This window comes from Brevundimonas sp. SPF441 (genome assembly GCF_009661015.1).
GTDB lineage: Bacteria > Pseudomonadota > Alphaproteobacteria > Caulobacterales > Caulobacteraceae > Brevundimonas > Brevundimonas vesicularis.
In genome coordinates, this window is the sequence record NZ_WJWX01000041.1 from 1 (window position 1) to 13,995 (window position 13,995).

General features: G+C 68.0%; 11 protein-coding genes and 1 pseudogene. 6 read left to right on the forward strand and 6 right to left on the reverse strand.

The window, feature by feature from the left end; translation table 11 throughout:
- Window positions 1–212: pseudogene (locus GGC30_RS15620) on the reverse strand (YihY/virulence factor BrkB family protein); the annotation flags it as partial.
- Window positions 213–274: 62 nt separating this feature from the next.
- Between GGC30_RS15620 and prmC the strand changes: the two are divergent.
- Together prmC and GGC30_RS15630 are read left to right on the forward strand one after the other, a co-directional pair.
- Window positions 275–1,186: a peptide chain release factor N(5)-glutamine methyltransferase gene (gene prmC / locus GGC30_RS15625; protein WP_153925981.1), complete on the forward strand. Its 912-nt coding sequence runs from the start codon at window positions 275–277 to the stop codon at window positions 1,184–1,186.
- Between the two features lie 238 nt (window positions 1,187–1,424).
- Entirely contained in the window at window positions 1,425–1,781 is a 357-nt protein-coding gene (locus GGC30_RS15630) for an endonuclease domain-containing protein (RefSeq protein WP_194943624.1), read from the forward strand.
- Window positions 1,782–1,982: 201 nt separating this feature from the next.
- Here the strand turns inward: GGC30_RS15630 and GGC30_RS15635 are convergent, their stop codons facing one another.
- Together GGC30_RS15635 and clpB are read right to left on the reverse strand one after the other, a co-directional pair.
- Window positions 1,983–2,534, reverse strand: a complete 552-nt coding sequence (locus tag GGC30_RS15635) for a hypothetical protein (protein ID WP_194943625.1) — start codon at window positions 2,532–2,534, stop codon at window positions 1,983–1,985.
- Complete coding sequence (clpB, locus tag GGC30_RS15640; RefSeq protein ID WP_153925987.1) at window positions 2,534–5,134, reverse strand: ATP-dependent chaperone ClpB; 2,601 nt, start codon at window positions 5,132–5,134, stop codon at window positions 2,534–2,536. Before clpB ends, GGC30_RS15635 begins: the two co-directional genes overlap by 1 nt.
- Window positions 5,135–5,307: 173 nt before the next feature.
- Between clpB and GGC30_RS15645 the strand changes: the two genes are divergently transcribed.
- Window positions 5,308–5,949 carry a LysE family translocator gene (locus tag GGC30_RS15645; RefSeq protein ID WP_240612140.1) on the forward strand — a complete coding sequence of 214 codons (642 nt, stop codon included), beginning with the start codon at window positions 5,308–5,310 and terminating at the stop codon, window positions 5,947–5,949.
- 22 nt (window positions 5,950–5,971) lie between these two features.
- Here the strand turns inward: GGC30_RS15645 and GGC30_RS15650 are convergent, their stop codons facing one another.
- Window positions 5,972–8,275, reverse strand: coding sequence for a TonB-dependent receptor domain-containing protein (locus tag GGC30_RS15650; protein WP_228763782.1), 2,304 nt, complete (start codon window positions 8,273–8,275; stop codon window positions 5,972–5,974).
- A gap of 160 nt (window positions 8,276–8,435) precedes the next feature.
- Here GGC30_RS15650 and GGC30_RS15655 point away from each other — a divergent pair, with 160 nt between their 5' ends.
- The 3 genes from GGC30_RS15655 to GGC30_RS15665 all read left to right on the forward strand — a co-directional run bounded on the left by GGC30_RS15655 (window position 8,436) and on the right by GGC30_RS15665 (window position 12,590).
- Window positions 8,436–10,337 carry a BCCT family transporter gene (locus GGC30_RS15655; protein WP_153925989.1) on the forward strand — a complete coding sequence of 634 codons (1,902 nt, stop codon included), beginning with the start codon at window positions 8,436–8,438 and terminating at the stop codon, window positions 10,335–10,337.
- 46 nt (window positions 10,338–10,383) lie between these two features.
- Complete coding sequence (locus GGC30_RS15660) at window positions 10,384–12,024, forward strand: serine hydrolase (protein ID WP_153925991.1); 1,641 nt, start codon at window positions 10,384–10,386, stop codon at window positions 12,022–12,024.
- Window positions 12,025–12,113: 89 nt separating this feature from the next.
- Window positions 12,114–12,590 (forward strand): hypothetical protein, encoded by a 477-nt coding sequence (locus GGC30_RS15665; RefSeq protein WP_153925993.1) that lies wholly within the window; start codon window positions 12,114–12,116, stop codon window positions 12,588–12,590.
- On the opposite strand, the gene GGC30_RS15670 is transcribed toward GGC30_RS15665, so the two are convergent.
- Window positions 12,587–13,330: a DUF4893 domain-containing protein gene (locus GGC30_RS15670; protein ID WP_228763783.1), complete on the reverse strand. Its 744-nt coding sequence runs from the start codon at window positions 13,328–13,330 to the stop codon at window positions 12,587–12,589. The genes GGC30_RS15665 and GGC30_RS15670 overlap by 4 nt on opposite strands.
- Window positions 13,331–13,390: 60 nt before the next feature.
- Window positions 13,391–13,995 (reverse strand): DUF4893 domain-containing protein (locus GGC30_RS15675; protein ID WP_153925997.1); only part of this gene is annotated, 605 nt, incomplete at its 5' end.

The window sequence follows — 13,995 nt, forward strand, 5'->3', positions numbered from 1 at the left end:
GGGCGGGGGGCGCGCAGCTCGACCCCGACCTTGTGGCCTTGGCTGTAGAGCAGGTGGGCGGCGCCGGCGCCGGCGGCCAGACCCCCGGCGGCGGCGGCCAGGAACTTCCACACCCGACCCCGCTCAGACGGCGCGGGCGCCCGGGCGAACAGGTTGCGAAGCGGGGCGAGGCGGGAGGGGCGGCGCGCAGTCATCCCGACGCGAACGGTCAAGCTGGCCTCGCGTTCCTCCCGTCGCGCTTGAAATCGGCGCCGGGCCGGGCCAATCAACGCCCATGACCGACCCCATCACGCCCAAGTCCGACACAGACGCCCCGACCCTGCTGACCGCCTGGAAGGCGGCGCAGGCCCGGCTGAAGACCGGCCGCATCGACAGCCCCGCCATCGACGCCCGCCTGCTGCTGGAGGCCGCCGCCGGCGCCAGCCGCATGGACATCCTGACCGACCCCTATCGGCCCATCACCGCCGACCAGCTGAGCGCCTATGAGGCCATGGTCGAGCGCCGGCTGAAGCGCGAGCCCGTCTCGCGTATCGTCGGCAAGAAGGGCTTCTGGAAGATCATGCTGAACGTCACCCCCGACGTCCTCAGCCCCCGCCCCGACACCGAAACTCTGATGGACGTGTCCATGCTGGCCTTCGGCAAGACCGAGGCCTTCGACGCCATCGACCTGGGCACCGGCTCGGGCGCGATCCTCTTGGCGCTTCTGGCCGAGCGGCCGGCCGCGCGCGGGGTCGGCACCGACATCTCGTCCGAGGCGCTGGCTGTGGCCAAGGAGAACGCCGCCAACCTGGACCTGAACGACCGCGCGACCTTCCTGCGTACCGAATGGGCCGCGGGTTTCGGCGACGCCAGCTTCGACCTGGTGCTGTCCAACCCGCCCTATATTCCGACCGACCATATCGCGACCCTGGACCCGGAGGTCCGCGACCACGATCCGCACCTGGCCCTGGACGGCGGGCCGGACGGCTTGCAGGCCTATCGCGACCTCGCGCCCGAAGTGAAACGCATCCTGAAGCCGCTGGGCGTCTTCGCCGTCGAAATCGGCTTTGACCAAGGTCCGCAGGTCAAGGAACTGTTCGAGGCCGCCGGCTTCACCGACGTCAAGATCATCAAGGACCTGGGCGAACGCGACCGCGTCGTCACCAACGGCCCGGACCCGCGCACCAATCCGATCCCGCAGGGCTGACCGAGATCAGACGGTCGGCGGACAAAAACACCGTCTAATTCGTCTAATTCGTCTGATCTGGCCCTCCCCGGCCGTGCGATGCGTCCCCTGCGGACGAACCGAGACAGGATCGCACGGTTTGAGGACGTGGGCAGGAGGATGACGCTGGCGGGCGGCAGGGTGTTGAAATCGTTCGCGGTATGCCTCGAAGATGCGCGGGCTGGCGGCTTGCGTTAGGGTGCGCCACGAGGAGCCGCCCATGACGACCAACCGCCTGACGCCGCGTGCTCGCGGGCTGCGCCAAGTCGGCGGGTTAGCCGAGGAGCGGATATGGGCGCGGTTGCGCGGCGGCGCCGTCGACGGCTGGAAGGTGCGTCGCCAGCATCCGGTCGGCCGGTTCGTGGTGGATTTCGCCTGCGTGCCGCTGCGCCTGGTCATCGAGATCGACGGCGGGGTGCATGAACGCGACGAGGTCGTCTTGAACGACCACTATCGCCAGCAGGCGATCGAGGCGCTGGGCTGGACCGTCATCCGCTTCACCAACGCCGAAGCCCTGGCCGACCCTGCCCGCATCGACGCCGCCATCCGCGACCACGCCAAAACACTGGGCCTATGACCTCCCTCTCCCATTGGGAGAGGGCTTGAGCCTCCGAGAGCGCAGCGAGCGGCCTTGCGCGAAAGGGTGAGGGTCGTCCGCCGCCCACCATCCGCTGCGGCCCGAGCGCTGCGGCGGCTCACGCCGACTTCGACACCCGCCCCTCATCCGTCCGCTTCGCGGCCACCTTCTCCCAATGGGAGAAGGATCTCAGTGACGAAGCTACTTTTTGGCCAGATTGGTGAGTTCCTCACGCAGCTTCTTCATGTCTTGCGTGATCTGAATCAAAGGCGGAGGCCCACCTAGCTGGCCCCAGTTTTCGTAATCTTTGAGAAGATTCAAAACATAGCTGTGGCCCTCGCGCTTTTTGGCTTTAGGGAAGCGTAACCAGCTAACTTCCACGCCGACGACCCGCTCATTCAGCTTCTCAAAACCATCCAAAAACACCGAGAATGAGCTATTCGGCTTCAGCACAGACAGCGACCTCATTGGCATCTCTGCAACTTCGCCTCGGCGCTGCAGCACAAGAGGCGGGTCAAACCTCATCTCGATGTCATATGCGGCTCCTGTGCCCGTATTCTGCAGCACAAGATTAGTGTGAATGATTGACCACGGGCTTGGCTCCAACGTCACAACGACGCTGGGCTGGCTTGTTGCGTCCGATAATCTCTTTGTTTCTCGGGCGAGGACCGCTGTCACAACGGCAAGCACGATCGTGGCCAAAGCCGTCACGACGGTCCCGGCAGCAGACCAGTCAACTTGGGGAAGCGTCATCAATGCACCCGCACCTTCCCGATCTCCAACCCGCCCTCGCCGGCCGTCACGGCAATCACCCCGCCGTCCTCGATCTCGCCGGCCAGTAGCTTCCGCGCAATCGGGTCCACCAGATCCTTCTGGATCACCCGCTTCAGCGGGCGCGCGCCATAGGCCGGGTCGTAGCCACGGTCGGCGAGCCAGGCCAGGGCGCTGTCGTCCAGGTCCAGGGTCAGGCGGCGGTCGGCGAGCAGCTTCTCGAAGCGTGACAGCTGGATGCGGACGATGCCGCCCATCTGGTCGCGGCCCAGGCGGTGGAACAGGATGATTTCGTCGATCCGGTTCAGAAACTCGGGGCGGAAGTGGGCGCGCACGGCGTCCATGACGAAGGGACGCACAGCCTCCACATCATCCCCCTCGCCCTGATCGGCCAGATACTGGCTGCCCAGGTTGGAGGTCATGATGATCAGGGTGTTGCGGAAGTCGATGGTGCGGCCCTGGCCGTCGGTCAGGCGGCCGTCGTCCAGCACCTGCAACAGCACGTTGAAGACGTCGGGGTGGGCCTTTTCGACCTCGTCGAACAGGACGACCTGATAGGGTCGACGACGCACGGCCTCGGTCAGGGCGCCGCCCTCGTCATAGCCGACATAGCCGGGAGGGGCGCCGATCAGGCGGCTGACCGAGTGCTTCTCCATATATTCCGACATGTCGAGCCGGGTGATGGCGGCCTCGTCGTCGAACAGGAACTCAGCCAAGGCCTTGGTCAGTTCGGTCTTGCCCACGCCGGTCGGGCCCAGGAACAGGAAGCTGCCGAGCGGTCGGTTGGGATCGTTCAGGCCGGCGCGGGCGCGGCGCACGGCGTCGGAGACGGCGGCGAGCGCCTCGTCCTGACCCACCACGCGGCCGCCCAGGGCGGTCTCCATCTGGAGCAGTTTTTCGCGCTCGCCCTCCAGCATCTTGTCGACCGGCACGCCGGTCCAGCGGCTCACGACGGCGGCGATCTGTTCGGCGTCGACGACCTCGGGGGTCAGGGGGCCCCCACGACCTGAGGCGCCGGAGGTCTCATTGGCCTCGGCCTCTTCGAGCTGCTTTTCGATCTGGGGGATCTGGCCGTAGGCGATTTCGGACGCGCGGCCGAGGTCGCCGGCGCGTTGGGCGTTGGCGAGTTCGAGGCGCAGGCGGTCCAGGGTTTCACGCAGTTGCGCGCCTTGGCCGACCTTGTCCTTTTCGGCCTTCCACTGGGTGGTCAGGTCGTCGGACTGGCCCTCCAGATCGGCGATCTCGTCGTCCAGCTTCTCCAGCCGGGCCTTTGAGGCCTGGTCGGTCTCCTTCTTCAGGGCCTCGCGTTCGATCTTGAGCTGGACCAGGCGGCGGTCGATCTCGTCCAGGGCCTCGGGCTTGGAGTCCACGGCCATGCGCACGCGGCTGGCGGCCTCGTCGATCAGGTCGATGGCCTTGTCCGGCAGGAAGCGGTCGGTGATGTAGCGGTTCGACAAAGTGGCTGCGGCCACAATCGCGCTGTCGGAAATGCGCACGCCGTGGTGGACCTCGTACTTCTCCTTCAGGCCGCGCAGGATGGAGACGGTGTCCTCCACCGTCGGTTCGGCGACGAAGACCGGCTGGAAGCGGCGGGCCAGGGCCGCGTCCTTTTCGACGTGCTTGCGGTATTCATCCAGGGTCGTGGCGCCCACGCAGTGCAACTCGCCGCGCGCGAGGGCAGGCTTCAGCAGGTTGGAGGCGTCCATGGCGCCGTCGCCCTTTCCGGCGCCGACCAGGGTGTGCATCTCGTCGATGAACAGGATGATGCCGCCCTCGGCGGCCGAGACCTCGGACAGGACGGATTTCAGCCGTTCCTCGAACTCGCCGCGATACTTCGCGCCGGCGATCAGGGAGCCCATGTCGAGCGCCATGACGGTCTTGTCGCGCAGGGATTCAGGCACGTCGCCGTTGACGATGCGCAGGGCCAGGCCCTCGACGATGGCGGTCTTGCCGACGCCGGGTTCGCCGATCAGGACGGGGTTGTTCTTGGTGCGGCGGGCCAGGACCTGGATGGTGCGGCGGATCTCTTCGTCGCGGCCGATGACCGGGTCGATCTTGCCGTCGCGGGCGGCCAGAGTCAGGTCGCGGGCGTAGCGTTTCAGGGCGTCATAGCCGTCCTCGGCGCCGGCGGAATCGGCGGTCTTGCCCTTGCGCACCTCGGCGATGGCGGCTTCCAGCTTGTCGGCCGTGACGCCCGAGGCCTTCAGCACCTCGGCGGCGACCCCGCCTTCCCTGGCGAGCGCCGCCAGCAGGCGTTCGGTGGTGACGAAGGCGTCGCCTGCGGTCTTGGAGGCCTCTTCGGCGGCGGCGAAGACGCGCGCGGTGTCGCCGTCCAGATAGAGCTGGCCCGAGCCGCCGGTGACCTGGGCGCGCTTCTTCAGCGCGGTTTCGACATCGGCTTCGGCGCGGCGGGCGTCGCCGCCGGCGGCGGTGATCAGGTTGCGGGCCAGACCGTCGCGTTCCTCCAGCAGCACCTTGAGCAGATGCTCGGGCGCGAACTGCTGGTGCCGGCGGGCCAGGGCCAGCGACTGGGCCGACTGGACGGCCTGTTTGGCGCGGTCGGAATAGAGTTCGAGATTCATGGTTTCAGTCCCCTCGGGAGGCGGATGGATTTCAGCGCGCCCTCTGCTGAGCAGCGCGCCGTTGAGATCGAGGTGGGTGTGACGATCGGGTCACACAAGGGGTCCGCTGGGCGTCTTTCGGGGCTGTCCGTTTCGCCGCCGCGCGCCTAGGCTCTGGCGAACAGGAGCGCCTCGTGATCGCCCATTCCGCCTGGCCCGTCGATCCGGCCGTCGTCGGCCCCTTTCTGATCGCCGTGGCGCTGATCGAGCTGACGCCGGGGCCGAACATGGGCTGGCTGGCGCTGGTCGCCCTGGCGCGGGGACGGCTGGCCGGTTTCGCGGCTGTGGCGGGCGTGACCCTGGGGCTGGCGGTGTGGATGCTGGCGGCCGCCTACGGGCTGACGGAGGTCTTTTCCGTCTGGCCGCCGCTGTATCAGGGCCTGCGTTGGGCGGGCGTGTTGTTTCTGCTGTGGCTGGCGTGGGAGGCCTGGCGCGCGCCGACGATCGAGGCGGCGCCCACGCCGGACGCGCGCTCGCTGCGCGGCCTGTTCGTGCGCGGCCTAATGGGCAATCTGCTGAACCCCAAGGCCGCGGTCTTCTATGTCGCCCTGCTGCCGACTTTCATGCGGCCCGACCACGGCGCGCCGCTGAGCCAGGCCCTGACGCTGGGCAGCCTGCATCTGGCGGTCGCCGTCCTGGTGCACAGTTTGATCGTGATCGGCGGCGCGGGCGCGGCGCGGTTGGCGCCCCGGATGCAGGGTCGCGCCCTGCGCGCGGTGATGGCCGGCGGCCTGATCGTGGTCGCCGCCTGGCTGGCCTGGGAGACGCGGACCTGAGCCCGCGTCCCCCGTCAGGTCGTCAGCCCCCGGTCGGGCCGGTCGAGAAGTCGAACTGTTCCGGCTGGCGGCGCGGACCGCCGAAGTTCCAGGTCAGGCCGATGTAGAAGGCCCGCAGCTTGATGTCCTGCTCCGAGCGTTCGCGGAACTGCGGCGTTTCGTAGATGGTCGTGGTGTTGAAGGTGTTGAAGATATCCCGCGCGGTGAAGTTGAACGACAGCTGCTCGTTCAGCTTCCTGCGATAGCCCAGATTGACCATGCCGCCGGCCTCGCGCCGGCCCTGGGCCAGCAGGCTGTCGCCCTGCCAGAAGCTGGAGACCTGGACGAAGTCCTTGGCCGTCGGCTGCCAGTTCAGGCTGAGACGGCCGCTGGCCAGGGTCGCCTCGCGGTCGCCGCCGCCGACGACAGCGCCCGAGTCGATCTCCTGACGGAAGACGTTGACGCTGGCGCTGTAGCGCAGGGTCGGATGCAGTCGCCCGTTCGCCGTCGCCTCCACCCCCAGGTCGCGACGCGAGCCCAGGTTTTCCGGACGGGTCAGGAAGACGCCGCCGCCGATGTCGGACGCCACGTCTGTGAACGCCTTGTCGGTGTTCCGCAGATAGGCGGTGGCCTGATAGAAGCTCTGGCCCTTTCGCATCTGCCACATGGCCTCGAAGCTGTCGGTCTCCTGCGGCTCCAGATCCGGATTGCCCGAGCGGACGTTCAGCGGGTCCTGATAGACGACGAAGGGATTCAGCTGGCTGGGCTGGGGCCGCTGGATGCGGCGCGAATAGCTGGCGCGCAGGGTCTGTTCGGGCGTCAGCTGATACTGGACGTGAGCGGTCGGATAGGCGCGGAAATAGTCCTGGGACGCCGAGGCGCCGCCGGTCAGATCCTTGATCTCGATGTCCGCCTGCTCAAGCCGCAGACCCAGTTGGGCCGACAGCTTCTCGCCCAGCGGCCGCTCATAGGTGGTGTAGAGGGCATGCACCGTCTGGGTGGCTTCGAAGCGGTTGTTCAGGGCGGGGACCGGCGCCAAGGCCGCCTGCGGGGGACCGCGCAGGAACTCGGCGTCCTGCTCGGGACGCTGGGCGTTCAGCTCATAGCCCAGGCGCAGCTTGCCGCCGTCGGACATCGGGCGGGTATAGGCGCTGGTGAAGCCCCAGGTCACCTGATCGACCGCTGTCTTGGTCCGTTCGTACAGGGCCGCGCCCGCCGGGGTCAGGAAGGTGGTCAGGGTCTGGCTGGTGGTGTCGTTGGCGTTGGAATCGTAGCGCAGTTCGTTGGACCACTCATGGCCGTCGCCGTCGAAGCGGCGCAGCACGCGCGCCGTGGCGCCCCAATTGTTGAAGGTGAAGTCGGAATCGCCGACCCGGCGATAGGCGCCGGTCACCGCGCCGGCGGCGTTGCGGGTTTCATAAAGGCCGTCACCCGACCCCGTGCCGTCGAAGGCCACGCCGCGCAGTTCGCCGGTCAGCTGGGTCTTGTCGTCCAGCTTGTATTCGGCGGTGAAGCGGGCGAAGGCGCCGTTCTGCTCGGACTCGACCGGCTGTTCGACGGTCGTGGTGGAAACCACCGCGCCGGTGACCGTATCCAGTTGTTCGCGGACGCGGTTGAAGGTCAGTTCGGTCGGATCGGAACGATAGCTGGCGTCGCCGGACAAGGTCAGGCGATCCTTCTGGTACGAGCCGCTGAGGCCCGCGTTCCAGCGGCCGTTGTCGCCGACGTTGACGCGCAGCGAGCCGGTCGTCTGGGTCCCCGGCTTGGGCGCCGTGGGCTTGGTGATCAGGTTGATGACCCCGCCCGAACCCTCGGGGCTGTAGGCGGCGGACGGATTGGTCATGACCTCGATGCGGGCGTACTGGCTGGCCGGCAGCTGGATCAGGGCCTGACCGCGACCGGGGCCGGTCAGGATGCCGGACGGGCGGCCATCGACCAGGATGGTGACATTGGCGTCGCCGCGAAGAGACACGTTGCCCTCCGGGTCCACGTCCACCGACGGCACGTTGCGGAGCGCGTCGGCCAGACTGCCCGTCGTCGCCTGAAGGTCATTGGCCAGGCTGTAGCTGACCGAGTCGATCGAGGTGCGCACGTCATTGGCGCGGGCGTTGACGACCACATCGCCGACGCTGGCGGGCTGCTGTTGCTGGGCCGGTTCGGTCGTCTGAGTTCGCGGCGCGGGCGTCTGCGCCGTCGTCGCCGGGGTCTGGGCGGCCGGCTGGCTCGTCGTCGCCGGCGGCGGGGTCTGCGAGGCGGTCTGGGACGAATTCTGGGATTGAGCCAGAGCGGCGCCGGGCAGGGCGACGGCGGCCGCACCCAGCATGAGAACGAGTTTGGAAGAGGTCATGCCCCGGCGATCCTGAAAGAGTGCGCGGGCGTCTGTTTGCGCCCGTCGATAAGCCTGACTATCGACGTTACTTTGAATCGCAAAGTTACATCTTCTTCATCGAGACGGCGCGGTTGTGGCCAAGCTGGGAACTGTCAGCTTCGCCATACGCTTTGACCCGATGCTGACCACGAAGATGAACCCCCGCGTGTTTTGGGGCGCGAGCGCCATCATCGCGCTGCTGCTCCTTGTCGCCATCGTCGCGCCGGGAGAATCCGACCGCCTGTTCCAGAACGTTCAGGCCTGGGTGATCGACACCTTCGGCTGGCTTTATATCGCCTCGGTCGCCGCCTTCGTGGGGCTGGTGCTGGTGCTGGCGATCGGCCCCACGGGCGCGCTGAAGCTGGGGCCGGACGACGCCGAGCCGGACTTTCCCTATCTGTCCTGGCTGGCCATGCTGTTCGCCGCCGGCATGGGGATCGGCCTGATGTATTTTGGCGTCGCCGAGCCGATCCAGCACTATATCAATCCGCCCGAGGGCGCCGGCCGCACCTTCGACGCCGCGCGTCAGGCCATGGGCATCACCTTCTTCCACTATGGGGCGCACGCCTGGGCGATCTATGCGTTGGTGGGCCTCAGCCTGGCCTTCTTCGCCCACCGCAAGGGTCTGCCGCTGACGCTGAGGTCGGGCCTGTCGCCCCTGCTGGGCAAGCGCGTCAACGGCCCGATCGGCGATGCGGTCGACATCTTCGCCATCTGGGGCACCGCCTTCGGCATCGCCACCTCTCTGGGTTTCGGCGTGTCGCAGATGAACAGCGGCCTGACCTATCTGCTGGGCATTCCCAACACCGCCTGGGTTCAGGTCGGGCTAATCGTCGTGGTCATGGCGGCGGCGACCGCCTCGGTCATGAGCGGGGTCGGCAAGGGGGTGCGCCGTCTGTCGGAGCTGAATCTGGTGCTGGCGGTGCTGCTGATGCTGTTCGTGCTGGTGGTCGGGCCGACCGGCTTCCTGTTCAAGGCCCTGGTCCAGAACTTCGGCTTCTATCTCAGCCATTTCGTCGAGCGGACCTTCACCCTCTACGCCTATGAGCCGCGCGCCTGGATGGCGGACTGGACCCTGTTCTACTGGGCCTGGTGGATCGCCTGGTCGCCGTTCGTGGGGATGTTCATCGCGCGGATTTCGCGCGGGCGAACGGTGCGTGAGTTCCTGCTGAACGTGCTGCTGGCGCCGGCCGGTTTCACCTTCCTGTGGATGACCGTCTTCGGCAATACGGCGATCAGCCTAGACATGGGCCAGGCGGCGGGCGCGATTTCCAACGCCGTCTCGGCGGACTTGTCGACCGCCCTGTTCTACTTCCTGGAGCAGCTGCCGGGCGCGGCCTTCACCTCGGGCCTGGCGATCCTGCTGGTGGCGGTCTTCTTCGTCACCTCGGCCGATTCGGGGGCCCTGGTGATCGACACCATCGCCTCTGGAGGCGCCGACGACACGCCGCGCTGGCAGCGGGTCTATTGGTGCCTGCTGCTGGGCCTGATCGCCGCGACCCTGCTGCTGGCGGGCGGGCTGGGCGCGCTGCAGGCCGCCACCTTGGCCGCCGCCCTGCCCTTCGTTCTGATCATGATCCTGCTGTCGATCGGCCTGGTGCGCCAAATGAACGCCGACGTCGCCGGCCGCAGCCTCGAGACCGAGGGCCCGCCCTTGGCGCAGCAGCTGAAACGCATTCTGGCCCCGGCCAGCCGCAGCGATATCAACGATGAGATCGAGCGCCACGGCCTGCCTGCGCTGGAAACGGTTCACGCGGCCATGGAAGCCGAGGCGGCGGACTCCGAGATCGGGCGCGACGACGGCGTCGCCTGGCTGACGGTCAAACACGGCGAACGCACCTTCATCTATCGCCTGGGCGCTCGCTCGCGTCCGCGTCCCGCCGTGACCCAGCGCGAGACGCCCGAAGGCCGCCGCCTGCTGGAATGGCGACTGACCGCCCAGACCGGCCAAGGCGAACGCTCCCACGACATCACCGGCTTCACCCGCGACCAGATCGTCGCCGACGTGCTGGAAAAGCTTCAACGCTGGCGACTGGCCTAGAGGACGAAGGGGCGCTAGCGTCCGGCGGTCTTCGCTGGAGTTCGCCATGTCCCTTCGTCTGTCGCGCCGCACCCTGTTCGCTTCCGGAGGCGCGGCGGCGCTGGCGGCGGGACCCGTGTTCGCCCAGAGCGCGCCGGCGAACGATGATGCGTCGCTGGCGGCGGCCGTGGACGCCTATGTGGCCAAGTGCATGGCGACCTGGCCGGATCAGCCGGCGCTGGGCGTCGCGGTGGTCAAGGACGGGGCGACCGTTCTGGCGCGCGGTTATGGCGTCAAGGTTCAGGGCAAGCCGGCGCGGGCCGATGAGCACACCCTGTTCGCCATCGCCTCCAACACCAAGAACGTCACCGCCGCCGCCCTGGCCATCCTGGTCGACGAGGGCAAGGTGAAATGGGATGCGCCGGTTCGGACCTATCTGCCCGGCTTCACCCTGTCCGACCCCTATATCGGCGAACACATCACGGTGCGCGATACGCTGAGCCACCGGGCCGGGTTCGGCCTGGGGGCCGGCGACCTTCTGTTCTGGCCCAATAGCGACCGCACCCGCGCCGAGGTGCTGGCCCAAGCCGCCTTCGTGCCGATCGAGGACGGGTTCCGCGCGCGCTATCACTACTGCAACCTGATGTTCGTGGTCGCCGGCGCGGTGCTGGAGGCCGTGTCTGGGATGAGCTGGGAGGCCTTCATCCAGACGCGCATTCTGGACAAGGTCGGGATGACCGAGACCGTGCCGCTGGCGCGTCTGGCGGATGCGTCCAAGTCCGCCCTGCCCCACGGCCGGGTCGGGCCGCCGCTGCGCTATCAAGGCGCGATGACGCCGATCGCCAAGTCCATCGTCGAGGTGTGGAACTGGGATTCGGCGGCGGCGGCGGGGGGCATCTGCACCACTCCGACCGACTGGGCCAAATGGATCGCCGTGCGGCTGAACGACGGCAAGCTGCCCGACGGGACGCGGCTCTATTCCGAAGATGCGGCGCGCGAGATGTATCGCCCCAACATCATCGTCGGCTCGTCGGCCGGACCGACGGCGGAACTGCCCAACCGATCCATCGCCTCGACCTATGCGATGGGGCTGCAGGTTCAAGACTATCGCGGCGAGCGGATCGCCAGCCACGGCGGCGGCTCGCCCGGCGGCATTTCCGCCACGGTGCTGATCCCTGGCCGCAAGACCGGCTTCAGCGTCTTCTCCAACGCCGAAGAAAGCTTCCTGCTGCGCGCCTTGCGGTCCGGCATCACCGACATATGCATGGGCAAGGTCGACGTCGACTGGATCGCAGACTCCAAGAAGCTGGAGGCGGAGGGCAATGCGAAATCCATCGCCGCCGCAGCCGAAATCGACGCCAAACAGGCGGCCGGCGCACCCCCGTCCATGCCGCTGGAATCCTACGCCGGGACTTGGCGCGATCCGTGGTACGGCGACATCGTCATTGCGCCCAAGACCGAGGGACGCGGCCGCAACCGCAAGAGCGGCCTGTGGCTGAGCTTCACCCATACGCCCGCCCTGCAAGGCTGGCTGGAGCCGTATGACGGCGAGACCTTCCGCACCCGTTTCCCGGACAAGCGCGAGGAGGACGCCTTCGTCACCTTCTCGATCCTGACGGCCAAACCGGCGACGGCGACGGTGAAGGGGGTCAGCCCCGACATCGACTTCAGCTACGACTACCAGGACCTGAGACTGACGCGCGTGTGACCTCGGACGACCCTGTGACCCAGGGTCGCAAACCGGAACGGCCCTGGCGTCCTGACGCTGTCTTCCCATCAATCGAAAGGGAGACCGTCATGTCCAAGACCCCAAACCCGCGCGCGCTGGATCGCGACGAGGCGGATATGGTCGAACAGACGAAGGCGCTGGGCGACCGTTCTCCGGCCGAACTGCGCGACCTGATCGGCCGGCTGCGTAAGCGGCGTGACCGGGTGCAGCGTCAGATCCGGGGGCGCGTTCGTGCGGGAGAGAGCGGCCCGGATGCGGGCGCGCGCGAGAAAAAGGCGCTGCTGACCGAGGCCATCGCCCGCGTCGCCGATGAGATGGACCGGCGTAAATCCGGCCCTAAATCCGGCGGGGCGTCCGCGACGGCGACCGACAATCTGCGCGAGGCCGTTCGTCGCAAGGCCGAAAGCCCGAGCTGGACCGGGCCGGACGATCGCACCGCCGATCGGGGGCCCAGCGAAACGCCGAACACCAAGATCGCCCCGTCAGGCGCGCTTCACGCCGAGGGCATGCGCGCCGCGATCGCCCGCTCGACCGGCGCGCGCTAGCCGGTGATCTCGAGTAGCTCAAGCTTGGCTTCCTGCTTGGGCCACGGCAGGACCAGGCGCCAGCGGTTCTGACCGATGCGCTCGATGACGCCGACCTGATCGCGTTCGGCCTTGTCGCCATAGGCGGGAAAGGTCTTCTCGTCGGCGCCCCAGGCCTGGGCGCCGACATAGACGGCGCGGCGGTCGGTGTCGGGATAGATCAGGCCGCGCGTGCGCTGCGATCCTGTCGTCTTGGTCAGGACCAGATCGCCGCCGGGCGTCAGCTCGACCGAACAAGCGAACCAGGGATATTCGACATAGGCCAGTCCCTGGCCCTCGACACGGCGGCCCATCTTGATGGTGCGGCAGCGATAGGTTCCGGGTCCCGGCTGGATGCGGCCCGTCTGGGCGGCGTTTGGGTCGGCGAGCGGCCCCAGAGCCTCCACCTGACGCGAGAAGCCGCCGTCCTCGGCCTCGGCGCGGGCCATGCGCCAGGCCTGATCCAGCCGGCCAAGCAGGCTGGCGTCGGCGGCCTTGGCGATCTGACGCCAGGAGTCGGTTCCGCCCTGCATCCCCTCGTCGGGCGCGGCTGCAGACTGCGGCGTCGCTGTAGCCTCAGATGCGGCCTGGGCCGGCACGCCTGGCGCGGGCGTCGTGACGGCGGGCGAGGCCTCGGTCGGGGCGGCGGGACTGTTGTCGCCACAGGCCGCCAGGGCTGTCGTGGTCATCAGGGCCAAAACGGCCAGAGGGGTGCGGCGCATCAGCGTCTCCATCGGTTGTCCTGACCGAACGTGACAGGGCGCCCGAGGTTCAGCCGAACCTTAGCCGCGCGGCGCCGGGACCAGCTCGATCAGGTCCAGATTGGATTCGGTGTTGGGCCACGGCAGCACCAGCCGCCAGCGCGCCTCGCCGATGCGTTGCAGGATGGCCACCAGATCGCGGTCGGGGTTGCGGCCATAGGTGTTGGCGGCGGGCTCCTGCGCCAGGGCCAGCGAGCCGAGCATAACCATATGGCGGTCGTCTTCGGGAAAGAGCAGGCCGGAGGGGCGCTGCGAGCCGGTAAGCTTGGAGAACTTCAGGCCTTTCGGCGTCTGTTCGATGCGGCAGGCGAACCAGCCATAGACGACGTAACCGAGCCCGTCCTCACCGCCCTGGGTGCCCAGTTTGACGGTGCGGCAGCGATAGTCGCCGGGCGGCGGCGAGACGCCGGGCCGGGAGGCCTTGGGGTCGATCAGATCGCCCAGGCTGTTCAGGTCGCCGGAGCCGCGCTGCCGCTTGGCCTGTTGCAGGGCCAGGGTCCAGGCGGCGTCGACGCGGCGGTAACGGTCCCGGTCGCCGGAGGTGATGACGCCGCGCCAGTCCATCAGCGCGCCCGATGCGCCGGACGGCGGCGGGGGTGGCGGCGGCGGGGTCGAAGCGCAAGCGG

What these genes read in the sequence shown, in the direction of transcription:
- GGC30_RS15630 (WP_194943624.1), top strand. Translation starts at nt 1,425, where the DNA reads ATGACGACCAACCGCCTGACGCCGCGTGCTCGCGGGCTGCGCCAAGTC.
- prmC (WP_153925981.1), top strand. Translation starts at nt 275, where the DNA reads ATGACCGACCCCATCACGCCCAAGTCCGACACAGACGCCCCGACCCTG.
- clpB (WP_153925987.1), bottom strand. Translation starts at nt 5,134, where the DNA reads ATGAATCTCGAACTCTATTCCGACCGCGCCAAACAGGCCGTCCAGTCG.
- GGC30_RS15655 (WP_153925989.1), top strand. Translation starts at nt 8,436, where the DNA reads ATGCTGACCACGAAGATGAACCCCCGCGTGTTTTGGGGCGCGAGCGCC.
- GGC30_RS15665 (WP_153925993.1), top strand. Translation starts at nt 12,114, where the DNA reads ATGTCCAAGACCCCAAACCCGCGCGCGCTGGATCGCGACGAGGCGGAT.
- GGC30_RS15650 (WP_228763782.1), bottom strand. Translation starts at nt 8,275, where the DNA reads ATGACCTCTTCCAAACTCGTTCTCATGCTGGGTGCGGCCGCCGTCGCC.
- GGC30_RS15660 (WP_153925991.1), top strand. Translation starts at nt 10,384, where the DNA reads ATGTCCCTTCGTCTGTCGCGCCGCACCCTGTTCGCTTCCGGAGGCGCG.
- GGC30_RS15635 (WP_194943625.1), bottom strand. Translation starts at nt 2,534, where the DNA reads ATGACGCTTCCCCAAGTTGACTGGTCTGCTGCCGGGACCGTCGTGACG.
- GGC30_RS15670 (WP_228763783.1), bottom strand. Translation starts at nt 13,330, where the DNA reads ATGCGCCGCACCCCTCTGGCCGTTTTGGCCCTGATGACCACGACAGCC.